Annotated in this window: 15 protein-coding genes; 6 read left to right on the top strand and 9 right to left on the bottom strand. The window is 58.3% G+C overall.

Annotation, left to right across the window (positions count from 1 at the left end):
* Nucleotides 1-38: 38 nt before the first annotated feature.
* From VJU77_13790 to VJU77_13815, 6 genes are all read right to left on the bottom strand, one after another.
* Entirely contained in the window at nucleotides 39-2,510 is a 2,472-nt protein-coding gene (locus tag VJU77_13790) for an ABC transporter permease (protein HKP04420.1), read from the bottom strand.
* A 551-nt stretch (nucleotides 2,511-3,061) separates the two neighbouring features.
* Nucleotides 3,062-3,607 (bottom strand): GMC family oxidoreductase, encoded by a 546-nt coding sequence (locus tag VJU77_13795; GenBank protein HKP04421.1) that lies wholly within the window; start codon nucleotides 3,605-3,607, stop codon nucleotides 3,062-3,064.
* A gap of 1,140 nt (nucleotides 3,608-4,747) precedes the next feature.
* Nucleotides 4,748-6,556 (bottom strand): ABC transporter ATP-binding protein, encoded by a 1,809-nt coding sequence (locus VJU77_13800; protein ID HKP04422.1) that lies wholly within the window; start codon nucleotides 6,554-6,556, stop codon nucleotides 4,748-4,750.
* Nucleotides 6,557-6,677: 121 nt separating this feature from the next.
* Complete coding sequence (locus tag VJU77_13805; protein ID HKP04423.1) at nucleotides 6,678-6,818, bottom strand: hypothetical protein; 141 nt, start codon at nucleotides 6,816-6,818, stop codon at nucleotides 6,678-6,680.
* A 180-nt stretch (nucleotides 6,819-6,998) separates the two neighbouring features.
* Nucleotides 6,999-8,813, bottom strand: a complete 1,815-nt coding sequence (locus tag VJU77_13810; protein ID HKP04424.1) for an asparagine synthase-related protein — start codon at nucleotides 8,811-8,813, stop codon at nucleotides 6,999-7,001.
* 160 nt (nucleotides 8,814-8,973) lie between these two features.
* A complete protein-coding gene (locus tag VJU77_13815; protein HKP04425.1) occupies nucleotides 8,974-9,828 on the bottom strand; it encodes a lasso peptide biosynthesis B2 protein in 855 nt (284 codons plus the stop codon).
* Nucleotides 9,829-10,787: 959 nt separating this feature from the next.
* On the opposite strand from VJU77_13815, the gene VJU77_13820 reads away from it, so the two are divergent.
* Nucleotides 10,788-12,278, top strand: coding sequence for a PQQ-dependent sugar dehydrogenase (locus tag VJU77_13820; GenBank protein ID HKP04426.1), 1,491 nt, complete (start codon nucleotides 10,788-10,790; stop codon nucleotides 12,276-12,278).
* A gap of 251 nt (nucleotides 12,279-12,529) precedes the next feature.
* On the opposite strand, the gene VJU77_13825 is transcribed toward VJU77_13820, so the two are convergent.
* Nucleotides 12,530-13,447 (bottom strand): hypothetical protein, encoded by a 918-nt coding sequence (locus VJU77_13825; protein ID HKP04427.1) that lies wholly within the window; start codon nucleotides 13,445-13,447, stop codon nucleotides 12,530-12,532.
* A 409-nt stretch (nucleotides 13,448-13,856) separates the two neighbouring features.
* Here VJU77_13825 and VJU77_13830 point away from each other — a divergent pair, with 409 nt between their 5' ends.
* A complete protein-coding gene (locus VJU77_13830; protein ID HKP04428.1) occupies nucleotides 13,857-15,998 on the top strand; it encodes a TIR domain-containing protein in 2,142 nt (713 codons plus the stop codon).
* Between the two features lie 319 nt (nucleotides 15,999-16,317).
* On the opposite strand, the gene VJU77_13835 is transcribed toward VJU77_13830, so the two are convergent.
* A complete protein-coding gene (locus VJU77_13835) occupies nucleotides 16,318-16,746 on the bottom strand; it encodes a hypothetical protein (GenBank protein ID HKP04429.1) in 429 nt (142 codons plus the stop codon).
* Between the two features lie 137 nt (nucleotides 16,747-16,883).
* Between VJU77_13835 and VJU77_13840 the strand changes: the two genes are divergently transcribed.
* The 3 genes from VJU77_13840 to VJU77_13850 are packed head-to-tail and all read left to right on the top strand — an operon-like array spanning nucleotide 16,884 to nucleotide 22,606.
* Nucleotides 16,884-20,033, top strand: a complete 3,150-nt coding sequence (locus VJU77_13840; protein HKP04430.1) for a tetratricopeptide repeat protein — start codon at nucleotides 16,884-16,886, stop codon at nucleotides 20,031-20,033.
* Nucleotides 20,030-21,145: a toll/interleukin-1 receptor domain-containing protein gene (locus VJU77_13845; GenBank protein HKP04431.1), complete on the top strand. Its 1,116-nt coding sequence runs from the start codon at nucleotides 20,030-20,032 to the stop codon at nucleotides 21,143-21,145. The genes VJU77_13840 and VJU77_13845 overlap by 4 nt, the downstream gene beginning before the upstream one ends.
* A gap of 45 nt (nucleotides 21,146-21,190) precedes the next feature.
* Nucleotides 21,191-22,606: a hypothetical protein gene (locus VJU77_13850; protein HKP04432.1), complete on the top strand. Its 1,416-nt coding sequence runs from the start codon at nucleotides 21,191-21,193 to the stop codon at nucleotides 22,604-22,606.
* A gap of 33 nt (nucleotides 22,607-22,639) precedes the next feature.
* Here the strand turns inward: VJU77_13850 and VJU77_13855 are convergent, their stop codons facing one another.
* A complete protein-coding gene (locus tag VJU77_13855) occupies nucleotides 22,640-23,179 on the bottom strand; it encodes a hypothetical protein (GenBank protein ID HKP04433.1) in 540 nt (179 codons plus the stop codon).
* A gap of 94 nt (nucleotides 23,180-23,273) precedes the next feature.
* Between VJU77_13855 and VJU77_13860 the strand changes: the two genes are divergently transcribed.
* Nucleotides 23,274-26,861: a CHAT domain-containing protein gene (locus tag VJU77_13860; protein ID HKP04434.1), complete on the top strand. Its 3,588-nt coding sequence runs from the start codon at nucleotides 23,274-23,276 to the stop codon at nucleotides 26,859-26,861.
* Nucleotides 26,862-26,924: the final 63 nt, after the last annotated feature.

The following is a 26,924-nucleotide window of genomic DNA, read 5'->3' on the forward strand; positions in this document are numbered from 1 at the left end:
GCAGCGCCAGACTTACATTCGCACGCGCTCGAATTCATTTATTCAGCCTGTAGCATCCGCGCCGGATCGATTCTGGTCGCACGCCATGCAGGAATGATAGTTGCCAATGCAGCCGACCCGATGAGTACAACGAGTACGGAGCACATTGTCAGAGGATCAAAGGCGGCTACTCCGTAGAATATGTCATCCGAAGGCTGGCCTTGGTAAACGGCCGACCGAACAACACGCACAAGTCCCACGGATGCGGGAAGTCCGACGAGAAAGCCGACAAGTAATAGACCGGCGACTTTCCGGAAGACGAGCGACATTACTTGCTGTCGATTAGCGCCAATCGCCATTCGCAAAGCGATCTCTCGGGTACGCTGAGCCACCCAAAATGCAAGCGTCCCGTAGATTCCGACGGCCGTCGCGACCAAAGCGAACATGGCAAAAAGTACCAGCAATGTCCCATTGAACCTTCGTGCCAGTTGTGACGCGCGAATGCGTTCTGCCATCATTTCCATATCATAAACCGGCTGACTCGGATCCAGCTTCAAAATGGCGTCGCGCACACGATCTGCCAAGCCCGGCGATTTAGTGCGCGTCTCGGCCACTACAAACATGGACGGCACCGGGCTTTGCGCGAAAGGAATATACACGACGTTGTGAGGCTGCTCGGTGACATCCCACTGTTTGCCGCTGGCGACAACTCCCACGATTTGCGCAACGCGCGGCTCCACATTATCCGGATCGAGGCGCTCGGCCGGTTCGATCTCGAGTTGCTTGCCTATGGGAGACTCTGATGGGAAAAGTTGACGCCCGAGATGTTCGTTAATCATGATTACGGGCGGCGCTCCCTGGACGTCCGTAACGGTAAACGATCTGCCGAGGGTGATTCGGACTCCGAGTGTGCGAAAATATTCCGGAGTCACAAGGACGGTTTGAGCGTCCATTTGCTCGCCGGTATTCTGTGCTCGACCTGGTTGAGTTATGCGATTTCCCATTGCTCCCGAAGTAAATGGCAAGTGGCTGACCGCGGCCACCTCGCCTATACCGGGGGTATTCTTGAGGCGGTCGAAGACCATGGCATAAAAGGTGGCGATCTGGTCACCTGTCTTATATCGAGGGCCCTGCGGAAAAAGATGAAAGCTGAGCAGATTCCCAGACTGGAAGCCGATATCAGTCTGTTGTAACCGCCAAAGGCTCCGAATTAAGAGGCCGGCGCCTGATAATAAAACCACGGTTAGCACTACCTGGGAAGTAACAAGGAAACCTCTCAGTCGCTGCCGTCCCAAGCCAGCGCCGCCGGACCGGTCACTCTGGCGCAGCCAGTCGTTGATTTGAATTCCGCCCGAAAAGAGTAAAGGCACGATGGCAAAAAATATGGCCATGCCTGCCGAAAGCGCTGCGATGCCGAACAATACACTCGTATCAATTCGCACCTCAGCCAGACGCGGGATATCAGCCGGGGCAACGGACAAAACAGCCCGCCGAAACCCATCCGCGATCCAGATGCCGAGAACCGTACCACCGAATACAAGAATGATACTTTCGCTTGCCGAAAGACGCAGGATGCTCCAGCGGGTCGCGCCTAGCGCCGCCCGAATCGCCAACTCTTGTTGGCGGCCTGTCCACCTCGCCAAGAGAAGGCTGGCTACGTTTGTACAGGCAATGAGCAGAACGAAAACGATCGCCGCTTGGAGTATGACTAGAAGGCCTCGATATCCTCCAATCCGTGTCTCCAGCAAATCTGTCATCTTAACCTCAGGAACGCCATTCACGCCCGGATAAATCTTCGCGAGCTGTGCGGCAATGTTATTCATTTGGGCTTGAGTCTCCGCAAGGGTGACTGCCGATTTCAATCTGCCGATGACAGTAAGAAGATGCAGATCGCGGTTCTGCATCTCCTTTGAGTTAAAACGAAGCGGAAGAATGACATCTGCTGTCCGAAAACCGAAGGATTCGAAAATCGGCGGGGCTACCCCGACGATATTGTAGGTTTCTCGGTCGACCGTAATTTTTTGGCCGATCACATCGTGACGTGAAGCAAAATGCCTCTTCCATAAAGCATCGCCGATAATTGCGACGGATCGTTCTTCCGTTCCCAATTCATCCTCGACAAACCAACGACCAAGCCGGGGCTTAAGTCGCAATATCGAAAACAAACTGCCGCTTACACTCCGCACCCCAATGCGCTCGGCGCCATAATTGGTGGCCAAGGTAGCCTCTGTCGCAGCGGTTGAAGCGGATAAGCCGTCAAAGACTCGGGCTTGCTCGACCCAGTCCTTATAATTCGGTCCAGACACATCCCAGAGAAGTTCGCGTTGCCTTGAGGGTTTTTCCCATAAAACGACAAGCCTTCCGGAATCTTCGAAGGGGAGTGGCTTCAGCAATACTCCATTAAGCAAGCTAAAGATCGCAGCGTTCGCACCGATTCCAATCGCAAGGGAAAGAACCACTGCGATCGTAAATGTAGGACTCTTCGCAACAAGTCTCGCGCTGTAGAAAAGATCGCGAAGAAAACCGTTCATTGACATCTAAAGGGAAACAGCGGCAGCTCTTACGGTTCAGGAACTGGTGGGCATCCTTCGAAGGATGACACGTAGTCGTTGCCCATGTACCGCAGATACTGGTATCCAATTGCGCTCGTAAAAAACCCATCGAGCGTGAGTCGACGGATTAGAGCGAAAAAGGGAAAACCAGGCTGAAGCGCCGGGTAGCGAGCGGCCTTTTCCCGATGCGCGAGGATGTCCAGGACCTCGTGTTGTTCCGCCTCGGAACAGTTCGCGAAAACGCGACCGTGGCGCATGGAATAGATGGAATCGAGCCATCGAAGTCCGCCTGAAATACATAAACCGATTGAAGCCTTTTCGCTCGCAAGTAAACTGATAAACTCTGGTGCGCCAGCCTCTACAGCCCCGGGCGAGTCCGCGTCCGGTGGGATGATAAGGTCGCAGAGTACCCGCAAGGTCCGCAGCTGATGCTCGTCGAGTTGCTCCGGTTTTGACTCGTGGCTTGTCGTCCCCACAGAAGGAATAGACGGTTCAAATCCACTAAGGCGCGGGCCCGACTCAGTCATAAACTAGAGATACCCTCTTTTCACCTGGTTAAGCAAGAACTCCGAAGCACGCCAAGCCAGGGCGAGAATCGTTAACGTAACCGGCTTGTCAGAACTCGAAACGAAAGAACTCGCATCCATTACAAACAGATTTTTTACGTCATGAGCCTGGCAAAAGCCGTTCAAGGCAGCGGCTCTTGGATCACGGCCCATCCTAATCGTACCCTGCTCCTGAAACCCCTCCCCGCCAGGATTGCCGACTAATTCCCCAGGATCGGGAATGCAGGTACCGCCTCCCGCCTCCACGATAGCGCGGAACGAACGCTGCATATCGTCTATCATCTTGAACTCATTGTCCCCCAAAGCGAATTGAAAACGGAGTGTCGGAATCCCCCAACGGTCCATGAGGTTGTTGTTGATCTCGCAATAACTTTCATCGTTCGAAATCATCTCGCCCGCTGCTATGAAATTAATGTAGCAGCCATAAACATCGCGGCAACGACGCTTCAATTCAATCCCGTAACCCTCGTGTCTTTCGACCTCAAGGGCGAATGCGCTTACGAGGGGCACGTTTCTTCCTCCATTGAAGAGAATGTGATATCCGCGCAAGAAATCGTTCTTGGCTCCAGCTTTCCACCAGGGAATCCAAAGGTGGGGTCTCCCCGTTCCATCGTGATTGTGAGGCGGAACTCTTGTTAGTTGTGGGAAAAACCCCGCGGCTCTACTCACCACAGAATCGCGAAGGTAACGGCCAACGACCCCAGAGGAATTTGCAACACCATCGGGAAATATCGTTGACCTCGAGTTTAACAGGAGTCGCGTAGATTCGCAGGTGCCCGCCGCTAAGACAACGACCCGCGCTCGCACCTGTCGCTCAGAATAGCTCTGCTTGTCGATGTACGACACCGCCCGAATTCGCGCGTCGCTACTCACGAGTAGCTCCCGTGCCATAGCGTTGGTGATCAAGGTTAAGCGGCCGGTTGCCAACGCCGATGGAATCAAGACCTGGGCCGAGCTAAAGCACGAATTCGATTTGCAGCCTCGATAACATTGGCCGCAATAGTGGCAGGCAGGCCGCCCGCGATGCGGCTGAGTTAGAATAGAGGCAGTGCACGGCACGCACGGAATTCCGACTTTCTGGCAGGCCTTTCCGACAAAAAGCTCAGTACACCTCGGTTTAGGTGGAGGCATGTTACCCGCTCCGAATACCCCAATAAGATCTTCGACCCTGTCGTAGTAGGGCGACAAGTCTTCGTAAGTAATCGGCCAGTCTTCACCATGCCCGTCAAGTGACCGACCAATAAAGTCATGCGGCTGAAAACGGGCCACGCCTTGGCCCCAGTGGTTCGTTCGACCGCCCACTCCGCGAGCTCGAAACCAATTAAAGGGCTTGCGCCGGCTACGGGTATACGGTTCTCCTGGAATCGTAAAGCCAGTTTGGGGCGGATATAAATCGTCACCGTCCCCTCCTTTCGACAGACCACGGCGCGGAAGTTCGTACACCCACATGTGCTGTTTGAAATCAACTTCAGGGTTGATAGAGGGGCCTGCCTCCAACAACACTACATCAAGGCCGGCCTCGGTGAGGAGTTTCGCTGACATTCCACCCGCGGCCCCGGAGCCGATAATGCAGACGTCGTAGATCCCAGCGTTCGGACCTGCAAATGACATTGATTGCGAGATCAAGCTTAATGTAGCTGGCTACCTAGCCTAGGACAAGATGCAGGAAAGAGGCCTGGACGCGCGGATCAACGTCAATTCTTGTTCAACTCCGGACGATGAAGCCTTTCGCCTTTCGACAAGGTTACTTTCGCATATGTTCCGGTACATTTCATTTCGTAGGCTCACTTCGCGGTGCGAGCCCTCATCGACCAGCCGACCACCGGTCATGAAAATTATGCGATCTACCGACTTCATCACGACAGGGTTATGGGTCACGAACAGCAACGTCGCCGGCCCTGCCAGGTCAGTGAGGTTTCTTAAAACGCGCTCTTCGGTCGAAGCATCCAGCGCAGAAGTAGACTCGTCCAGCACCAACATGCGTGGTTCTCGCAGAATGGCTCTCGCGAGAGCCACGCGCTGACGTTCCCCACCCGAGAGTTTTGTGGCTCTCGGACCTAACTGCTCGTTCCACCCCCCCCGCAAAGCGGACAAAACGGGCACAAGCTCCGCGACCTCGACGGCATGCTCCAATTTTCTGGGAGTGATCGCCGAACGCCCGCATAATAAATTGTCGCGAAAAGAACCCTCGAAAAGGATTGGCTCCTGGGGGACGACTAACACGCTGGAACGCAGGCTGCGTAGGTCCAAGGAGCGAATGTCGAAGCCGTCGACCTCGATCGAACCTTTCTGAACGTCGTAAAGCCGTGCTAAGAGCCTCGTGATTGTACTTTTGCCGCTGCCGGTTCTTCCCACGATCGCCACTCTTTCCCCAGCATCTACCGCGAAGCTCACCGACTCGATTCCGATCCTGCCGTCCTGGTAGGTAAATGAAACATTCTCAAAATGCACGGTTGCGGCTTCAATTCTCTCTAGTGTTATCGGCGAGACGGGATTCTCAATCGCACTTGGCGTCTCCAAGACTTCACGGACGCGCCGAACGCTTACGCGTATCCGTTGCAGCTTTGTATCAAGCTCAATCAATCCGGCGATAGGCTCGAATAGCCTCATCAAATAGCCCCAAAACGCTACCAATCCACCCACCGTCAAGATTCCAGACATGACTTGAAAGCCACCAGCGACAAGCATCAGACCAATCCCCGCACCCATTACCAGAAGAGAAAGGCCGGAATAGAGCATCTCCGTTCGTCGTCTGCTCATTTGCGCGATCATGGATCGGCGAGCTGAAAACAAGAAACGCCGTGCTTGGGCGCGCTCGTTACAAAGAAGCTGCGACTGCGCAATGGCTGGAACTTGTTCCTGGAGGAACGAACTTCGAGCAGCAGATGCGGTTTGCACATTGTCTGACTGTGTCGCAACCAGACGCCGATAACGGTAACGCACCAAGACGAAGACTGGTGCTAATGGCAAACAAATTACGGCAAGCCTCGCGTTCAGCATGAACATTGCCGCTAAGTTGAGCACAAGGAAGATTGTCGATCGAAATGAGGAGGAAAACAGATCTTCACCCGCCCGGCCGATTTGCTCCACGTCCTGTTCAAGTCGGAAAACGAGCTGGCCCGGCGGCGTATTATCATGGTACGCACTCGATTGGCGCTGAAGATGTCGCAACGTCTTGAATCGAAGGCGCACCGCCAGCCGTTGCGCCGCCTCGGTTCCGACTTTTGCGCCTTGGACCCCGAAAAACAGTCTGCCGCCATATGCTAGAAGAAATCCACAGCCCGCCGCCGCCAACGCTGTAGCGTCCCTTCCCGGGATGACCCTATCAATAACCCATCGCATCAGCAGTGGATCAACTAAGCTGATGAGGCCGCTGCCAGTCGTGTAGAAAAGACTTAGAATGTATAGTGGCAAGTAACGGCGAGCGTTACCAATTAGCCACTTAATGTCGTTGAACATTTTGAATAAACTGAACCGCTTTGAATAAACTTCAGATACCCATAGCACGGCTAGGTCAAATGCGTTGAGAACAACTGATGCAGAGTTAGCTACGCTCTGCACCAGCTGTGACAGCCACTGCCTAGACGGTGTCGTCGTCGGAGTCTATGTTCGGATCCTTCCTGCCGCTGCAATTGCAGCAGTCAGAGAACGGTCCGCCAGCTCCCATTACGAGTTCTTCTGCCTGGCCGATCTCGACAATCTCAGGTGCTTCGTATTTCAATTGTGTTTCACCTCCTTTCGGTCATCGTTCGATAAGCGACTACTTAAATGGTGTCGTCGTCGGAGTCTATGTCCGGAAGTTTTCTGCTGCTGCAAGTGCAGCAATCAGCGAACGCCCCCCCGGCGCCCATTACGAGTTCTTCCGCCTGGCCGATTTCGACAATCTCTGGTGTTTCGTATTTCAATTGTGTTTCACCTCCTTTCGGTCGTCGTTTGATAAATCTATCCGAGGGCGGAGACTTAGCCCGTTTAGGTCTCGGCATCCGCCTGACGAAAACGCGTCTAACGCCGACTTGGTTCTGTCGGTCGAGCGCCGTTCGCGCCCGCGCAGCCAAAATTCCAACGAAAGGACGCGCAGCAATGACGGCGTTGCACTGCAGAGTCCATGTTTTGCTCGAAAGAGTTCGCGGAGGAATGATTCTCCGTGGATGTAGCCCAGTTTGGAGACTTCGGCATCGCTAAACATGTGCACTAAGTCGGACCAAGTACGGGACAGACCCCGCAATAGTGACTCATCCGGACCTTGTTTGCTTTTACGTAATCGTATGGCCTCCGGCAAAACGCCTTTCATGGCCCGGCGATGAATGGATCGGGATTCGGTCGGGCGAAGTTTTTGGCCGGCCGGAATGCCGATTAGGAATTCGACAAGGCATCTGTCTAGGAATGGATAGCTAACATCACAACATCCTTGCTCGCGGTAATAGCATTGGGACGTAAAGGAAATCGCCTCATCAAGCAGTTTACGTTGTTGTCCGCGCACAACGTCGAATAGTAGTCCAGCGGGCTGCCTGTTCACTCCACGCTCCGGTCGCCCCAGGCGCTCCACTAGAACAGGGCCCATCCACGACCTCGGGAAAATGGTGCTAGGTATTTGCGGTCTCCGTAGGCAAATAGACATCAGCGGCCCGACCAGGCCTGTCCAGAGCAACTCCATCGTGGTGGCTTTGTGCGCATTAGCCCAGTTTTTGGCTGCGCGGAAAGCTGCGAACGGTTTCCCTCGCTTCATCAGAGAAATTAGGTCCGGGCAAAGGACCTCCTCGTTCAGGGTTACTTGATCCCCTCCGAAGCCAGATAACAGGCTCGAAGCGCCCAGCGATTCGAGAGTTCTCTGCAATCCTGCAAACATATCGTGAAAGAGCTCGAGACAGCTCGGTCGGAATGCCATTGACGGAGACAGCCGCACTATATTGTGATCTTCGAGAAAGAGCGTCCTCGCTTCTCGGAACTGCTCGACTTCCCTGATGAACCGTCGCTCGTCCGATGTTCGCGATCCGTCGTAAAGGTAAGAGACGGTTGCGATTTTCCCGACGTCCTTCCCCAGCACTCCAGATAACTGATCGGCGACGCAGACAATGGACGAAGAATCCAAGCCGCCACTTAGCTCGGCGATCGACACGCCGGGCATTGTTAATCGTCGCTCCACGCTTTGAGTGAACAACTCTCGAAAGCGAGCCTCATAATCGGCGTCGCTTTCCAATCTTACCTCGTCGCATGACTCAGCACTCCAGAAACGGCGGTGACTCACATTTTGCTCGCTAATGCACGTGACATGACCGGGCCGTATGGCAAAAATACCACGGTAAGGAGTCTTGCCATGGTCTTCAGTCGCCAGGAGATAGCTGGCGAGGTATTCCTTATCAAGTTCTGGGGCGCCTCCGAAATGCTCTACGAAATAACTTAATTCCGAACACCAAATCGCCATCGAATCGTCAATGTAATAATATAATGGTCGGGTGCCGAACGGATCTCGCGCCAGATATAATTGTCTGGTTACCGGATCCCAACAGGCTAGTGCGTAGTCACCTATGAGACGCGACCACAGCGCCGGCCCTAGGGCTGAATATGCCTTCGCCACTAACGGAGCGTCTTCGACCCCCTCGTCATGCCATTCACAGGCCGCTGCAATACTCGATCGGTTATCAAGACGTCCATCCCATGCGAGAAGAACCTTGTTGTCATCGGACACCGGTTGAGTCGGCAACGCCAGATCCCTCATTGTTGTCATTGACATTGCGACCCCTGCTGCTCGCGCGCTGCGCACTCGCCGCCGAGGGTCCAAGCGAAGGAGATGCGCTTCCAAGCCGGTACAAAGCTCGTGGGGATCCTGCGAGCGTTGCCTAAAGAAAATGCCGCCGTGCCGAGTGACATTCATCTGTTCAAAACCGATCTAGCTCGGGGTACAAGCCTTTCACACGAGCGTTGTCGTTAACGACAAATCGATGAACCTCGATCCAGGCGTGGCAATAGAAGGGCAGCCGTCGACAGCCAATTACAAATTCCGCGGGCATGCCGGCAAGCCGAAGAAGCGAAAAAGTGACAGCCGCACGTTGCAGGCACCATGATTTGCGTAAGTAAAGCGCGGCAGCTCGGTTCACCGCGCCACAAATAGTCGAGATTTTCTTTTGCGAGGGCTCGCCGATTCGCCGCGTTGCAGATAGCCAGCTCAGCGCTTGGTGCAGACGTGGAAATCCTCCCATCCAGAGAATCAGATTAACGACCAGAAAGCCTAGCCATGCTGCGCTTGTCCACCACACCTGGCTGCCGGCTCGATCAAATTCAGTTTTGGGTGGCATTTGGAGTGGATTGGCAACAGCGCCATCCTTTTCCATCGATTTCTCTCGGATCTCTGGTGTTCTCGGAAACGAATCTAGGGTTCCATCATTGGCTGGATAACGCTGCACGAGCCCTTTATGTTCGAAGGCCTGGAGGAGTCCATGGAGGTCGTCACCCATTCCCGGATTCGGTCCGAAAGCGGCCGTCATGGCTCGCAAAAGTTCGTTGGAGTCCGCGCCTTCAGGATTGTCGCGTAGGGCTTTCCAGACCACGGCGCTCGTGCGATTAAGACTATGGAAACGACCGGTGCTAAGGTCTAACACGAGGCCGCCATCCGGATCGACGATCGATCGAAGATGCGAACACGTTCTCCAAATTTGGCACCCGTTTTCCTCTGAATCTCGCGGACTGTCTTGGCGTTCGCGCGGGTTGCAATGCGACGTTTCGAAAATGGTCATGGAGGGTACAGCCGAAGGCAGGGAGTGGTTATATCCGCTGGTTACTGACAGGTTATCGCGGACTCAATTGCGCCTTAACAACCTCCTTTATCCTCTGGGCCGGGAGATTCAAAATCAGAGAAGGAGGAATCACGTGGGCAGATTATTATCAACCCAGAGCAGCCATGTATATACGGTGAATGCCGTACATTTGTCGCTGGCTTTTACACAGCGTAAATGCCGGACAAAAAAGATTGAGAGAATGGAATTTTCGTGTGAGATAGCAGCTTCACCTCCGGAAAGAAGACCTCCCAGAGTGGCGACTGACGAAAAACAAACGAATCAGAGACTCCGCCGGGCGCTCGTAGTCGCCAAGCCCGATTGCCAGATTCAATTCGCGGAAATCGAAGCGAAGGATTGGTTGAAGCGATTTTTTCGCAAGCCTGCTCGCGCGGGATGCCTCCCGCCGGAAGTCTGTAACTGGCTGAAGAGCGATTTTGCCGGCACGAGGCCAAAGTCAATGATTTCAAGGTGTAGAAACACTCGCTTATTCATTAGACGCCAACAACCAAGTCCCTCGAATTCCATCTCATTGTTGCTCGAAGTCGCTGAAGCAGGCAGGTGTGAACACAATCGCAGACATCGCTCACTAACCCGCCGCGAGAGCGAGGTTCTTTTCTGGCTCGGCGAGGGGAAATCGAACCGCGAAATTGCCGAAATTCTTGGAGTTGCGCCTGCTACCGTGGGTAAGCATTTGGAGCGAATCTATCCAAAGCTAGGGGTTGAAAACCGGACAGCAGCTGCGCATTTTGCGCCGCAAAAGGAGAAATGACTAGTCCAGATGGGCTCGAATCTTTCGCGGGGTCGTCGTGGCAAGACGTCGTTCAGAAAGTGTTGCGGACGGCCGCCGACAGATTACCCAGTGTCGAGAAAACAATGACCCTTGACCATCGTCGCAAATCTTTTAACAACTGGCCGGCATGATTCGTTCCCCTGATTTAACGCAGCACCGAAATTATTTCATGCGAACCGTACATAGTTCCGAGCATTGTTCTAGAAATCTTACCATGAGAATCCGCTCTGCCCGTGTGTGTGTTTTAGTCGTCACGATGAGATTGGTGATCTCCGTCGGGCGAGCAGGTTCCGCGGAAAACCTAAACACTATAACTGCCGACGCGACGAGTACGCCGATATCAGACTGTACTCCAGCTACTCAAATCGACCAAAAACTCGAAAATAGCCCTTCTCCAAATCATTCTGTACACCGCGGCGATTGGACCGAGGATGCTCCAGGCGTTCGCCATAGGATAGCGGTCACGGAACTGTCACCGACTCCGGAAACGTCCCCGACGATGAACCGTCCACACATCGTTGCTCGTCCTCCAGGCGCCCAACTTCATGTTCCGCGCAATTTCAAAATTGAGGAATTCGCGGTTGGCCTCTCTTACCCACGATTCCTGCTGCCTGCTCCCAATGGCGACATCTTCGTCACGGAGAGCGACATAAATACAGTAAAAGTTCTACGGGACACTGACGGCGACGGAAAATGCGACATGACCGAGATTTTTGCGGATACCGGCATGAAAGATCCCTTTGGGATTGCTTTTTATCCGCCTGGACCTGAGCCGCAATTCCTCTATGTCGCCAATACCAACGGGATCGTTAGATTTCCTTATCGAGTCGGGGATACCAAGGCGCGGGGACCGATTGAAAAACTTGGCGCGGAACTTTCAGGCGGTGGATTGCTACCTGGGGGCGGACATTGGACCCGTTGCATCGTCTTCTCCTCCGACGGCAAAAAGATGTACGTCGGGGTAGGTTCGTTTTCGGATATTTCCGATAATGCGAAGGAAGCAGATCGGGCGCGCATTTTCGAATTCAACCCGGATGGAACAGACCGGAAAGTATTCGCGTGGGGACTTCGGGACCCTGTCGGAATTGCCTTCCGCCCTGATACCAACGAGCTTTGGATGAGTGCGAATGAGAGGGATGACCTCGGTGACGATCTTGTGCCGGACTTTATCAGCCGGGTGCAGCGAGACGGATTCTACGGATGGCCGTGGTATTATATTGGTAATCACGAGGATCCACGGCACAAAGGGAAACACCCCGAACTAGCTAGCAAAGTTCTCGTCCCCGACGTCTTGGTTCAAAGTCATTCCGCAACTCTAAACCTTTGTTTCTACGATGGCGCACAATTCCCGTCGGAATATAAAGGCGACATCTTCGCGGCCTTTCATGGTTCCTACAATCGAACCCGGCGAACCGGTTATAAAATCGTTCGCGTTCCTTTTGACAAAGCAACGGGTAAAGCCCGTGGCGATTATGAAGATTTCGTCACTGGGTTCGTCACACCGGACGGAGACGTTTGGGGCCGGCCGGTTGGAATCACGATTGCCAAAGATGGCAGTCTTCTGTTCAGCGAGGACGGGAACAAAACGATTTGGCGGGTTAGCTATCCACGGAAATGAACTGTTCCGGAACTTGCCTTTTCAAGGTGTAATCAAGGTAAGTATCGACCGGCACTTTGCGCAGGCACGTGCTGGGCTTCGGTCTTTTTCGTCGTAGGAGCAGACCGCGCCGGTCCCAATCCAAACAGAGCAGCTACTCGCCGAACTTCGAACCGAGTGGCGCCGGCGGCATGTGGATACTGCTCGTGGAATTCCACTGGTGATGCAATCGCCGTCAATATCCTATGCCAAATGATTGGTTTCGCGGTGCCTCATCCGTTGTTTTCGTGTCCGATTAGGTCGCTAATCTTGCGGCGCGACAGCGCACGCCTAGCTAGCAAACGGTCTTCTTGTTCTTGCGAGAGCCATTCCAGGAATCTCTGAACGCGGTGGCGGGTGGTTGTTTCGTCTCGGCAATTCGCTACGAAGATCATCTGGATCTTTTGCACGTCGTCTGCGACATAGATCCCGAACGGCGCAGCGACCAGCACCGCATCGGGGAATCCCAATTGCCTGAGGGCCTGCCCTTCGCTGACGCTCTTCTGGCAGGCAATTAGGTGAACGGGGCCGCCAACTCCAGCCGGAAGTTGTTTCGCGATTTCGTGATCTCTCAGGAACGGCTGCCCGACAAGTTCCCGCGCCGCGGCGACCCCCATTGAAGCCGGAATGCAATCACAGTTAAACGCAACCGATTCGCCTTCAAGACTTACGACAATCGTATTCTCCAGGCTCGGAACAACTCGTCCGCCGCGTCCTCGTAGGAAATTTACTAATGTGCCGGTAGTCACTTTCCGGCGCTGATTGAAATCGAGCCTGCTCCAGGAGAGCGCATCGCCACCATAGAACTTACCTTTACTGCTCTCGGCGACACCCTGCCGCGCTAAGCTTAGCAAAGCAGCGAGGGCTGTCGTTTGCACTGCCGCCAACGCTTCTTCGGCGGTCCCGACCTGTGGACCTAAAATGTTTTGTCGATGAAAATATTCTTGGAACATCGCGTCGGGAGAGTTTTTCTTCGCTTTTATCTCCGGCAGCATTACGGCGCGCACCTTCGCGGGAGCCCGCGTGAGCGCTTCATGCATCTCGCCATGGCAAATCCCTATGCGATCGCGGAACTGCTCGCGATCCATCGCCCAACCGCACGCTCCGTTATACAAAACAATCACGAGATTGGCATCACGTGCCTTTTCCATGCATTTCTCCCACGAGTCCGCATCCCCTGGCTGGAACGCGTCGTCTTCGTGGATCCACACTTTGAAGAACGAAACCCGCTCGATTTTGAGAGATTCCAGTTGCGCTTTGATCGCCCGCCGCAGAACGGACAACTCCTGAGGTTTGCCTTGGAACGTAACCTTGTCCGAGGCGCGACTCGAGAGCATCACCTGGAGAGGCTCGATTTCTGACAGGCTCATAGGAGATTGACGATCTCGCCCGAGTCTGAAGTCAGTCCGTTCAGATGGCGAGCCGAATCGGACCGCAATCCAGGCTCGTTCTTCCGCCGCGGTCGTTATAGTCTCGCGGTGTGAAACCCAGAATATTCGGCCCGCAACTCTTCGAGGACTCTCTTGGCGCGGTAAAATGGTGGGCGCAGGCCCGGCCACGATGAGCGCACCGGCGGTCGCCCCGCCAAGCCGCAGGCCGCTCGCGCGGCTTTACGACTTCGTCTTCGGCTTCGACTATTTTATTTCACATCGGTGGAGGGATGCGCATCTCTACGCTGTGCAACTCGCGGCGAAGCTCGAGCCCGAATTTCATTGCTTTCTCGATTCAAAAGATTTCGCCAAGGGCCTGCACTGGACGGTTGAAGGCAAGCGCGCGCTGACTCGCACGAGCATCCTCATCCTGGTTCTCAGTCCGGAGATTTTCGATTCTGAGCCGGTGCTGGAGGAGGTGTGTTATTTCCAAGCACACAAGCCGGCAAATCGTCTGATCGCCATCGACCCCGGCGGCCTCTTTGCCAGGACGGCCCCCGATCATCCGTTGATCGCGGCCATTGGCGAGACGCGTCTGCGCATCGACGAGCCCGCCGGGGCGTTGCAGGCCGGACCCTCCGCGGCGCTCGTCGATACGCTGCGCCAGGATTTCGACCTCGTGAAACAGAACACGCGCCGCGCGCGTGTGCTCGCCGGAGCTGTGAGCGTGCTCGCAGTGCTGCTCGCCGCCGCGATCGCCGCCGCCGTTTACGCTTCGCACCAGCAGCGGCTCGCGGAAAAGGCCCGCGACCGCGAAAGCTCGGCGCGCGCAGCGGCGGAGGGCTTGATCGGACAGATTCTCGGCGACTTGCGCGACGATCTCATCCCGCTTGGAAAATCTGATCTGATGGAAAAGGCCACTGCCGCCGCCGAGCGCTACTATGAGGTTTTTCCGGAAGCCGACCGACACACAAGCGAACGGGAGCAAAGCGTGGCGATGTGGATCGAGCGTGGCGACTCTCACGCATTGCAAGGCCGGCAGCAAACCGCACGGCATTGTTTCGATGAAGCTCTGCGCATCGCCACCGCGCTTGCTGCTGAGCAACCGGCGAGCTTCGACCGCGCACGTGACGAAGCGTTTGCCCGCGCGCGGGTCGCCAACAGCCTGCGCAAGCTCGATCAGCCGGAAGAAGCGCTCGCCGCCTACGAAAAATGCCTCGCGGCCCTGCAGATCCTTCGCGCGCGCCAGCCGGACAACGCCGAACTGCGCCGCTACGAAAGCGCCTGTCACGGCGAGATGGGCGACGCGCTTGCCGATCTCGGCCGGATGGATGAGGCGCAACGGCGTTACGAGCAATGCGTTGTCGGCCTCAAGAAGCTGGTCGCCGACACTGGCGCAAAAAGCGCGTTCCGTGACCCGCTCGCGCTGGCGCGGCTGCGCCTTGGCGGCCACCTCATAGAGACCGGAAAATTTGGGGAAGCAAAGACTGCCTTCCTCGCGCTGCACACGCTGCTGGAAGACCTCGGCCGCGAGCGGCCCGACGACATCCCGCTCCGCGCGCTCTACGCCGCCGCGTTGGAGAAACTCGGCTACGTCCATTACCGCCTTGGCGACCTCCGCGCCGCGCGCGAGTGGTTTGAGAAGCATCACGATCTTGCGCGGACGATGCTTGCCACCGACACGAAGAACAAGGCATGGCGCCGCCAGGCCGCCGTCGCGGAATCGTGGATGGGCGAGCTCGCGCTGGCGGAAGGCAGCCGCATGTCCGCCCGCGAATCCTTCGAGGCCGCTCGCGAGCTTCTCGTCACCTTGGCCGAGGCCGAGCCGATGAATGGCGGGCTGCAAAACGACCTCGCCACGAACTACGAAAAGCTCGCCGACGTCGCGGAAGCGCCGGACGACGCCGTCGCTGCGCTCGAAAAGGCACTCACCATCCAGCAGCGCCTCACCAGCCGCTTCCCGCGATCGTCGGAGTATGCCGTCGGCGTTGTCATCTACCAGCGCCGGCTCGGAGATACCCAGCGTAGCGCCCACCACTGGGATGATGCCGCTGCGCGCTACGAGGCCGCGCGCCGCGAATGCCGCGCCGTGCTCGCTCGGCTGCCCTCTCTGATCCCCGCCCACCGCGAGCACGCGCACATCCTGCTCGGCCTCGGCGAAACCGCGCTTGCTCAGAACCGCGCGAGCGAAGCCCGCGCCGCGCTCCTCGAAGCGCGCCAGGAATTCGACGCCCTCGCCGCCGCAAACCGCCTCGACGCCACCGACGAGCGTTTCCGCGTCCGCCTCATCGAGCGGCTCGAAAACCTGCCAACCAGCGAAGAATCGAAGTGATGGCTGGAATACCCAATGAGGTCATTTGGACACCGCCTTTCGGCCGGGAGAAATAGCCGCTGGGCTTCCGCCAACCACACCGAGAAATACAGGCAGTATTCCAGCAACTCGCTGTCATGATCGACGAGAAGTCTGTCGGATGACAAGAATGCGACCGAATTCGACTCACGCAAAATGCCCCCGGTGTTCATACGCACCAGCGGGTTGAGATCAGGTAGCGAATAGACCAGAATACTCTCGTCTTTGCATGCCAATGCGATCTTGGATCCGTTTGGGGAAAGGCTCAAGGCATGCGCTTCAACGTCGAGCGACAGGCATTTTAGGTCCTTGCCGGTGCTTGAGCTCCATATTTGCAGCGTCCGATCGTCCGCAAGCATTGCCTGCACGAATGTTCGTGACGCACCGCGATGTCCATGGCCGTCTGATGGCCAGCAACGCTCTCACGGCTCCACGCTTCGCGGCCACTCCGAACATCCCACGCAACGATGCGCCCCGCCTTTGTCTGTAGAAAAACGAGTTCCCCGCCGCGCGATGGCAGCGCTCGGACGACCGAATCCACGGGAAGCGAGACCGCAGGTTGCCCTGCAAAAAGCAGTTGCGCCTTTCCATCTACAAGCGCCGACAAGACCGTTCCGTCATCGTCGATCAGGGTCATTGAGCGGCTGCCTTCACGAGACTGATGGCGGCCACGTCCGCCGCCGTAATCCGGGGTGCGAAAAATATCGAGCAAATGCGCGGAGAGGAACATCAGCGCAAAATGCGAGAGCGGCGATAAACCCTTCGTAGGTGAAAACGTTCGATCTGCAATGGACCATGGGCTTGAGAGATAGACGCCGGTTTTATTGTGAGTTTGAGCGCGGCCGTCTGGGTCGCTAACTTCGCACCATGGATCGGAGATTTCGCGTCTTCATCAGTTCCACAACCCATGATTTGCGCAGCTACCGCGATGCAGCGGCAAAGATCGTTCGCGAGGAGAAGAAGCTTGAAGGCATCGATGAGGGGACATTTGCGACCATGGAGTATCGTGCCGTGCGTCGCCATTTGTGGGAGCTGATTCAAATCAGCGACGCGGTGATCTTTTTGATCGGCTGGCAATTTGGGGGCGAACCGGCGGAGCGGCCGGCCAACGTGCCGCGTCGCTCATTCGCGCAGCTCGAATGGGATTTTGCTCGGGTGCTTGGCAAGCCGTGTCATGTGTTTTTCGCGTCGGAAAGCTGTCCCTTCGACCAGCCCGTCTGGATTGAACCAGACGAAGTGCGTTTGCTTCAACGCGAGCATCGCGATTCGATCGGAGGCGTGATGGCCGGTGGTCTTTGGCACCATTTCGGATCGTTGGAGGAGCTGGAGCGTCTGATCCGGGCCATCGATTTTCCTACGCTCGCGCCGCAACGACCGCGCAAAGTTTGCGCGCTCCCGTTCGCGGCGATGGGTGCGCTGTTCGTCGGACGCGAGGCGGATTTGACCGCACTGGACGGTCAGCTCGGCGTGCAGGGAGCGACCGCGGCGCTCGTGCCTGCGCAGACGATTCACGGGCTCGGAGGAATTGGTAAGACGCGGTTGGCGGTGGAATATGCGTGGGCATTTGCCGACCGCTATTCCACGTTGCTCTTCGTTTCAGCTGAAACACCGGAAGTGCTCGCGCTAAACCTGAGCCGGCTGGCGCGGCCCGAAGCGCTCGCGCTCTCTGAACCCGAAGAAGACAACGAGTCGAGGCAACTGGAACTCGTTCTTCATTGGCTCGAACGCGAAACGGGTTGGCTGCTTATCCTCGACAACGCTGATTCGCCAGATGCGGCTGCCGCCGTTCGCGAGGTGCTGCCCCGGTTGAGCGGCGGCCGGGTGATCATTACCAGCCGCCTTGCGAGTTGGAACGCGGGTGTGCAAAAGCTCGCCTTGGGCGTGCTCAGCGAGGTGGCGTCGGTGGCATATTTATTGGGCAAATGCCTGACACGACTTGAAACCGAGAACGACGGAGAGGCCGTGGCCGCGCTCGCGCGCGATCTCGGTGGGTTGGCGCTAGCGCTCGAGCAGGCGAGCGCTTTCATTAATCTCCACGGCCTGAGCTTTGCCGAATATCGCGAGCGCTGGGCGCGCGAGGATGCCGCGGTGCGCGCGTGGTTCGACGAAGATTTGATGCGTTATCCGCGCAGCGTGGCAACGACATGGGAGACCAGTTTCGCCGAGCTTGGCGATGACGCGCGCGCCTTGCTTCGGTTGCTTTGCTGGGTTTCCACCGATCCCGCGCCGCGCGGCCTTTTCCGCACTGAGGCAGCGGCCCGGGTGATCGCCGCGCGGCTGGCTAGCGCGCGGTCGAAACCGCTGCCCGCTTTGAAAGAGCTGGCGGACTATTCGCTGCTTCAGAGGGCCGGAAAAGACTCGGTGCAAATTCACCGTTTGGTGCAGGAAGTCACCCGGGCACGATTGCCCGAGCCTGCGGAGCGACACGCGTGGCTGTCGGATTGTATCCATCTCGTCGATGCCTACGCAACCGGTGATCCGCACGATCCACAGACTTGGGTGGTTTGGGATCCACTGCGCCCGCATGTGCTATCCGCAGTTTCGTGGGCGGAGAAAGCAAACCTGTTTGAACCTGCTGGCAGGCTGTTGAGCCAGCTCGGGGTGTTGCTGCTGCGCAAGGCGGTTCATGTGGAATCCGCGGACTGCATGCGGCGGGCCCTTCGACTACGCGCGCGTCATTTCGGCCCGCGTAGCGCGGAGGTCGCGGGTATCGAGGGGAACCTTGGAACCGTTTCGGAGCGGCTTGATCAACTAGCGGAAGCGGAATTGCACTACCAGAGGGCGCTAGCAATCTTCGAGGAGCGGCAGCTCGGCGAGAGCGCGGATGCGGCCAACGTGTTGAACAATCTTGCCGCGCTCTACGTGAGCATGAATCGCTTCGACGAAGCGGCCGCCATCTCGGATCGAGCCGTGACGCTTGATCGGAAGCTGCTGCCACCAGGGAGTCCAAAACTCGCTCCGGGCCTGAGCAATCGAGGCAGCCTGCTCTGGCGTCTCGGTCGCTTCGTGGAAGCAGAAGCGGCGTATCGCGAAGCGTTAGCGATCACCGAGCAGCAACATGGAAGCGCCTATCCCGAGGCATCCACGATTCGCAGCAACCTCGGTCTTTTGCTCCAAGACCTGGGCCGATTTCAAGAGGCCGAAGAGTCATTCCGTGAATCACTGGAAGCCGACACGGCCATCTTCGGCGCGGGTCATCCAGCGGTCGGCCGCGATTGCAACAATCTCGCGCTGCTTTTAAGATTGCGGGGAAAGCTAAGCGAGGCGGAGAACCTGTTGCGCGAGACGCTCGAAAAGGACCAGCGCACCTTCGGCGACAAGCACAGCGAAGTTGCCGACGGTTACAGCAATCTCGGACTCGTGCTTACCGACATGGGGCGTGACGAGGAAGCAGAGCAATGTTTCCGCCGTGCCCTCGCCATCGACGAGGAAGTGCATGGCGCCTCGCATTTACGCGTCGCCATCGTCTGCTTGAACCTTTCGTTTGTGCTGAGAAATCGAGGGGACTTGGCGGGCGCGATGACGCTTGGCCAGCGCGCGCTGGACATCCAGACCTCGAAACTGGGGGAAGATCATCCCGAAGTCGCTTCAACATGGAATAATTTAGGCCGGCTCGCGCAACTCGACGGCCGGCTTCCGCTCGCCCGGGCCGCTTTGCGTCATGCCATGTCCATCGATCGCAAAGCTTTTGGGCGCCGTCATTCGCGGCTTGGCACACGCCTAAACAATCTCGCGCACATTTACTGGCAGGAGGGGCGGCTCGATCGCGCCGAGCGCCTGTATCGCGCAGCCCTCATCGCGGATCGCGCGACGCACGGTCCCGCGCATCCTGAAATCGCGGTCGATTTGTATAACTACGCCGAGTTGCTGCGCGCTCGCGGTCGGGTCGACGAAGCTCGCGCTCGGCACGCGGAAGCCGTGGAAATCGCGCGGTTATTTCTAACGGGCGACGCGGAACGTACCGACCTGAGACTGCGCGGGATTGTGGATAAATGGGAGACTTCGACGACGCCATGAGCCTGCCTGTCCGCCGTTACCGCGCCTTCATTTCCTACCGGCACCTCGATAATCGCGAGGAGAACCGCCACTGGGCGCAATGGCTGCACGACCGGCTCGAAGGCTATCTCGTGCCGCACGACCTCGTGCGGATCAGGCGGCAAAGTGACCCGGATTTTCCCGATTCGCTCTACCCCATCTTTCGCGACGAGAAAGAGCTGCGGCCCGGCGGCAATCTGGCGGCGCTCATCGAAGACGCGCTGACGCGGAGCGATGCGCTGGTCGTGCTTTGCAGCCCGCGCAGCGCACAGAGCCCTTGGGTGAAGCGGGAAATCATCGAGTTCAAGAAGCGTGGGCTGGCGGAGCGCATCATCGTCGTGGTGATCGCGGGCGAACCGGGTGCGATAGCCGCGTGGGAGGATCGTCGCGAGGGCGATCCCAACCGGGAATGTCTGCCACTCGCCTTGCGGTTCGGCGTTCCGCTGGCGCGAGGCGCCGACGACCGTTGCGCGATCGACTGGAGGAAGCCATTTGAGGAATCGTTGCGGATCGACCTGCGCGCGCCCGGTCTAGGCGGCGAAGGTTTCACGAACGCCGCCGCTTATCGCCAGGCGCTCGAGCGAGCCGATCAGCGTCTTGCCGAAGAGAGGCGGCGGACGAAAAAACAACTGCGCGCGTCCGAGGAAAACTATCAACGCACCTTGCACGAAGCAGTGTTGAAGATTATCGCCGGTGTTCTCCGTGTCGATCTCGGCGAGCTGACCCGTCGTGATATCGCCGCGCGCAGCCAGCGTTTGCGCCGGGCGCTGTATCTTGCCGTAGCAGTGCTTGTGGCCGTGGGCCTCTTCGCCGCGGCGGCCGTCTATCAAAATTATCGCCGTCAGACTTTGTTGCGCGAGGCGAGCGGTGCCGATCATGTGCGAGCAGTGGAATTGCTCCGGGAGGAAAAGTGGTCCGATGCCCTCGCGTATCTTGCCCGGGCGTTGCGCTACTGGCCGGAAAATCCCGCCGCCTCGGGTCAACTTTGGCTTTGCCTGCGCTACGGGCGCGCGGCGTCCAGCCCGGTACCGGAGCCGCCATTGTTACTGCCCGGGCATGCCAACACCCTGAGCTGGAGCGCGACTGGAAACTAGCTACTCGCGACGGCCGATGGGCAAAATGCATGGCTCGTCAAGCGGATGCAACGAAGCGCCACCGGCCCGGTCGCCGGGAGGTGGCCGGCCGGTTTTGTTCCGCCGCTCGAAGGTCAGACGCACCTTTTTTCGCGCGACGAAAAGTTTCTCGTAATCACCTCATGGCATGGGCGCTGGCTGAGCTTCTCGTGTGATCCTTTTCAACTGCTCGACTACGCGGAAGGACGCGACGATACCGATCCTGCGTGGGCGATGCCTGTCCTCCGAGGCAGCGACGGCGTCATCCACCTGGTTCTCTCGGATCGCGAGAAGGGCACCCGTCTTCGCCCGATCGACGACGCAAATAAAGTCATTATTCTCTCGGACAAGGCCTATCCGCTCTCAGCGGCGGACTGGCATCCGAGTGAACCATTTCTGGCCGTGTCAACCGGGGCGCAGAGCTTTGCCCTCTTTCACGCAGACACCGGCGCGCGTCTCTGCGCGGACGTTTCAGTCGCGCACCCAATCAGCTCGCTTCGCTTTCACCCCGGCGGCGATTTTTTGTTGTGCGATCATGGCGATCAAGAGGGTGACGGTTGGGTGGTGCTCAAGGCGCGCGCTCCATTTTCTGTCGTGAGCGAAGGAGTGTCGAAAGGCCAGGCTATGTGGCTTCCGGGCAAAACCGACGGGCTCATTGAGGCGCGGATGCTAGGACTACGGCGCTTTTCCGCACCGGATTTCGCCACCCCGGAGCGGCTCGATTTCGATGCGATCAATGCCACTTTCTCCGGCGTCTCCACCGATCTTCCTCGAATTTTGCTCGAGCCGCTGACCGGGCGCTTCGAGGTCTTCGACTTGCGGCTTGGCTGGCGCCTGTCGCCAAACGACGCGTTGCCTGAGGGGCTCCAGTCCCCTGTCATTGACTCTACAGGCGGCTACGTGGCGGCCACTTTGACGCCTGCTCTCGATGCGAATGACGAACGAAATCCGCATCCCATCTCGCACCTCGGCATCTGGCAATTGCCGCTCGCGCTCCCGGCGGATCGTGGCGTGGTGCCGGATTTGCCGATTGGCGCGGATGGGCCTTCGCCGGACGGCGCGTGGAGCTTTCGCCGGCCGCGCGACAGCGCGCTGCTAATCCGCCGGCTCGGCGGAGGCGACATGGATTGGACGCTGGAACTGGAAGAGCGCGCCATCGACGCGGCTCAATGGCAGAGAGACGGCCGAACGCTCGCGGTTCGTTATCGCGCCAATTTCGTGCAACACCTGCCGTGGCCGCCTCCCGCAGAAAGCGATGAGGCAATTACCCGCTTCGCCGTGCTGCTTGGAGGCCGGGAGCTGAAACCCGACGGCTCGCTCGCTACGCTGTCGCTGGAAACGCAATCGACCTGGCGTGAGCATCTGCGCACCGCCCAACCGCGGCATCAGCGCTGGAAAGAATTGCGCGATTGGTGGCTGGCAGGCAGGCCCTCGACGCCGTAGCCGGCTCCGATCGAAAGGCAGGAGACTTTTAGACTAAAGCCGGCCCAAGCCGCGCAGGACGAGTTCGATGATTCGGCCTGGGTCCACCGTTTCAAACAATTCGACCTGTTCTGCGGGTGCGAGCAACGGATTGAGTCCTGCCATACCTTTGCCGCGGAGGAGCGCGACAATATCCGGGTAATCCAGCCACGGGAGGACAAAGTAAAGAAAACCGGACAGAAGTTCGACAGAGACCTCTGGAAATTTGTCCAGCTCGCGCCAAGTCTCGGCATCGAAGATCTCGAGGCGCCGGCGAAACGGCCGAGCACTCAGAAAGCCGGAAGAATAGGGCTCTAAGGAATCCGCGCGTGCAGCGCCTTCTAAAAACGCTATTGCAACACCGTGCGATGCAAGGAACTCAACGACCTCAATACCAACGTTGGCGGCGATTCGCGCTCGACTCTGGTGGAGTATTCGAAGGCCAGCGCTTTCAAGTTTGACCAGGTCCTGGCGAAGGGGCCGAGCTGCCGAACGGATTGTATTGGGCGCGTCGAGCCCGGAGCTTAGTGGTGTGATTTTGCTTCCATGGCTCAAAGTCTGCGAGCGATGGGAAGAACCTTGGAGAAATGCTATGTCCCACTGAAACCGGCTTGCCCGTTTCCCTGTCGGGCGTCAGGATTGAATCGTCATGAAGCGGCCCGTGCTGATTTTGCAGTCGGTATATTTCCATCAGTCCGATCGCGAAGAGGCGCTGCGGCTGGGGAGCGATCTCTATGGCAGGCTGACACGGCCTATCGACGATCCGTTGGCGCATGGACCGGGGATTTCGGTGTTGGTAGGCGTCGAGGCGGAATCTGTCGATGTCGCGGCGGCTGATACGGTGGTGCTCATTCCCGTACTGGGGAGCGCGACGCGCGGGCTAATGGTTAATGTGGTGCTGCGGACCCTGGCGGACTGGCACGCAGCGCTTGGGCCGGGGCATGTGTTGACGGTCCCGATTTCGGCAAACTGGCGGTCGGACGAAGGCAAGCTGCCGGGAAAACAGATGCTCTCAATGCTCTACGGCCGGGGTGACCCCCGTCGGGCGACGCTCGATGAGATCGTGCTCGCGGTGAGCCGCCTCTGGAACGCCGGGGGGCAGAGTCCGCAACTATTCATCTCCCATGCGAAGGCGGACCTTACGGCCACGGATGAAGCGGCGAAAAAGATCCACGCGTTCGCGGTGACCGACACGACCGGGAAGGCATTCTTCGATGCGACGGATTTGCGACCAGGCGAATCGCTCGAAGGCCAGCTCGACGACGCCGTGACACGCGGGGTTTTGATTTCCGTGCGGGGTGATGTTTACAGCTCGCGCGTTTGGTGCCAACGGGAGGTGCTCGTAGCGAAGCTGCACGGAATGCCCGTGCTAGCGGTCGAAATACTGCGCCGGGGCGAACTGCGCAGTTCGCCCTATGGCGGCAATAGCCCGAGCCTCGTCTGGGACGGCAATCCCTCGCCCATCGTTTCGCAAGCGATGGTGGAATGGCTGCGTTCGGAGTTTTTCCGCCGGGAAGCGCGCCGCATCATTACGGCGGCGAATCTACCTCAAGACGTCGCGGTCGTGGCGCGACCGCCGGAGTTGCTCGACCTCGCCCAAGGGCCGTTGCGCAGCGAGCGCGCTCAACTGGTGCTGCATCCCGATCCCGAGCTCTCCGTGATCGAGCGGCGGGTGCTAAAGGCCGCACGTCCGCGCCTGCACCTAGCCACTCCCTCCACGGCCTTTCGCCGACTGCTGAGCCGCGGGGAGGAGGCGGCCGACGTGGCTTCTCCTCTGGAAGGCATGCAAGTCGCGATGTCGCTTTCCGACAGCCCGGATGCAGGCGGTCCGGAGGGCTTCACCGCGGAGCACGCGAAGGATGCGACCGTGGCCATCGCTCGCACGCTCATCTCCGCTGGCGCGGCGATAGCGTATGGCGGCGATTTTCGCCCCGGAGGCTTCACTCCGCTGTTGGCGCAGTTGATCCAGAATTACAACCAGACGGCAACGAAGACCGCGCAGGATTTGCATAGCTATCTCGCGGCGATCATTTCCCCGGGCGACGCCCCAGAGAATATTCCGCTCAGCATTCATCATCTCGCGGCTTCTCCCGATATGGCCGCAGAGGCGATCCTCTCCCCTCCCACGAAGGAAGGCGAGCCGCCGAACGCATTGTATTTTTCGGACATGCGCCGAGTCATGGAAAAGCACATCGCGGCGCGCGTGATCCTCGGAGGAAATGCCGATGCTCGAACGGAGGCCGGGGGTGCGGGCTATGGCGGTCGCTATCCCGGCGTGGTCGAGGAGGCGTGGCGGTCGCTGGAAATCGGCAATCCGCTCTACGTGTCGGGCGGCTTCGGTGGCGCGGCGGCGATCGTGGCGGACCTTTTGGAAGGGAAGGCCGCGCCCGAAAAACTACAGGACGGCATCTGGATGCAGCACCCCTATTTCGCGAAGAACGCCGGCCAGCTCGACGCGCATCCGATGCGGAAAAAACTCGGGTTACCGGAGACGATGGCAGAGCTCGCGGCGGCGATAAAGAATCTCGCCGGCGCGCTGCTGAAAAATGACGAGGCTTCCCTGGCTTGGAATGGGCTGTCCGTGAAAGAAAACCAGCTGCTCTTCCGGACCCGCGATTCTGTAATGCTCTCGGCCCTGATTTCCAAAGGCCTGCTGGGTATCGCTCGCGCGCAAGCCGCGGGCATCCTCCAGATCGAGCTGGTCCATGACAGCCTGACTGCGGCGGAGAAGCTCGATGCGGTCGCCATCGCCACGCTCGACGGAGTGCCGCTCGGCGGCGCCGGCGCGGCCATCGACCAGCTCACCGGTGGCATCGCCTCGGAGGCGCGTTCCGCCGGCCGGACCTTGGTGAGTCTGCAAGACACGATCATCGACGCAGAATGGCTTTTCCTCGCATCGCTCGGCGCTTTGGGCGACTCAGCCGGAATCCTAGGCAGGATCGAGCAGGCGGCGGCGGAGACTTGCGAGGAGGCGACGCGGCACGGGTTCCAGCGAGTGGGAGTGGTGAGCTTTGGCGGGAATGTACTGGCGGATACGCAGGCGGTCGCAAGCGCGATGATACGCGGTTTTTCCAAAAGCCCGCGACGTCCGGTGCTCGTATGGCATGAGACCGATGACACGCGCTTCAATACTCTCTGCGACACGCTGGGTAGAGACTCGGAGCTAAAACTGACGACGCGCCAATCGCTGGCGAGAATCGCTGCCGAGCCCGGTCCTCGAGAACCGATGATCCTCCATGTCCGACTCGAAGACGATCACTTGGAGGCGACGTGTTTGCTGCCTTCCTCGGCTGCCGTGGTTCCCACCATCCGCACCAAATTGTCGCCGGCCGAGCTTTCCCGTCTCGCCGAAGGCAGCGGACCGCGCAAACGCAGCACGCCGAACTTGGAGACTCTCGAACAGCGAGGCGAAGAACTGGCTGAGCGGTTATTCGGGAAGCAGGCGTCGGCGATCCTCGCGGCGTGCCGGGACTCGCGGATGGTGGTGATGCACGATACCGCTGCGTCGAAGGTTCCTTTCGAGATGCTCCTAGCCCCGCCGGATTTGCGACCGGCGCTCGCTGGCGGCATCACGCGCCGGTTGTCCATTTCGGGCTTGGCGTTCGAACGCCAGTTCGCCCAGCCGCCAAAAAAAGCGAAACTCAAGATACTGCTCATCGCGAACCCAACTCGCGACCTCCCCGGCGCGGCCAGGGAGGCCGAGGCCGTGCGTAAAATTCTTCTCAGCCAAAGCGACCGCCTGGAACTTGAAGAGCTTTGGGAAAACGAGGCCACGGAAGCCAAAGTCGCCGACGCGCTCGCCAGGGCCGACATCCTGCACTACTGCGGCCATGCTTTTTTCGACGGTCCCGGGCCTGCGGAAAGCGGGCTGGTTTTGGCTGGGCCAACGCCCTTCACCGGCGAAGACCTGGGGAGCGTCGCCCGGCTACCGCGTATCGCATTTGTTAATGCCTGCGAAGCGGGGCGCGTCCGCGGCGAGCCCGCCACCAACGCCGCCGCGTTCGCGGAGCTGTTCCTTCAGAGCGGCATGGATGCCTATCTGGGCACCTTTTGGGAAGTGGGGGATTCTGCTGCGGAGCGATTTGCCGGCACGGTGTACACCAAGCTCGCCATCGGCGAAACGCTCGAACAGGCGGCCCTCGCGGGCCGCAACGCTTTGTTCGCCGCCCGCGAACCCGATTGGGCGAACTACATGCTTGTCGGGGGCGCCAATTTCCGCCTCATCTCGGGTAGATAGAATCACGGCAGCACGCGCTTCACTGATCCTGCAACTACGTTAACGAACGATCTCATCGACTCT

The sequence above is a fragment of the Chthoniobacterales bacterium genome, assembly GCA_035274845.1.
In the GTDB taxonomy this organism is placed as follows: domain Bacteria; phylum Verrucomicrobiota; class Verrucomicrobiia; order Chthoniobacterales; family UBA10450; genus AV80.

What these genes read in the sequence shown, in the direction of transcription:
- VJU77_13790 (HKP04420.1), bottom strand. Translation starts at nt 2,510, where the DNA reads ATGAACGGTTTTCTTCGCGATCTTTTCTACAGCGCGAGACTTGTTGCG.
- VJU77_13800 (HKP04422.1), bottom strand. Translation starts at nt 6,556, where the DNA reads ATGTTCAACGACATTAAGTGGCTAATTGGTAACGCTCGCCGTTACTTG.
- VJU77_13810 (HKP04424.1), bottom strand. Translation starts at nt 8,813, where the DNA reads ATGAGGGATCTGGCGTTGCCGACTCAACCGGTGTCCGATGACAACAAG.
- VJU77_13815 (HKP04425.1), bottom strand. Translation starts at nt 9,828, where the DNA reads ATGACCATTTTCGAAACGTCGCATTGCAACCCGCGCGAACGCCAAGAC.
- VJU77_13820 (HKP04426.1), top strand. Translation starts at nt 10,788, where the DNA reads ATGATTCGTTCCCCTGATTTAACGCAGCACCGAAATTATTTCATGCGA.
- VJU77_13825 (HKP04427.1), bottom strand. Translation starts at nt 13,447, where the DNA reads ATGGAAAAGGCACGTGATGCCAATCTCGTGATTGTTTTGTATAACGGA.
- VJU77_13830 (HKP04428.1), top strand. Translation starts at nt 13,857, where the DNA reads ATGAGCGCACCGGCGGTCGCCCCGCCAAGCCGCAGGCCGCTCGCGCGG.
- VJU77_13835 (HKP04429.1), bottom strand. Translation starts at nt 16,746, where the DNA reads ATGTTCCTCTCCGCGCATTTGCTCGATATTTTTCGCACCCCGGATTAC.
- VJU77_13840 (HKP04430.1), top strand. Translation starts at nt 16,884, where the DNA reads ATGGATCGGAGATTTCGCGTCTTCATCAGTTCCACAACCCATGATTTG.
- VJU77_13845 (HKP04431.1), top strand. Translation starts at nt 20,030, where the DNA reads ATGAGCCTGCCTGTCCGCCGTTACCGCGCCTTCATTTCCTACCGGCAC.
- VJU77_13850 (HKP04432.1), top strand. Translation starts at nt 21,191, where the DNA reads ATGCAACGAAGCGCCACCGGCCCGGTCGCCGGGAGGTGGCCGGCCGGT.
- VJU77_13860 (HKP04434.1), top strand. Translation starts at nt 23,274, where the DNA reads ATGAAGCGGCCCGTGCTGATTTTGCAGTCGGTATATTTCCATCAGTCC.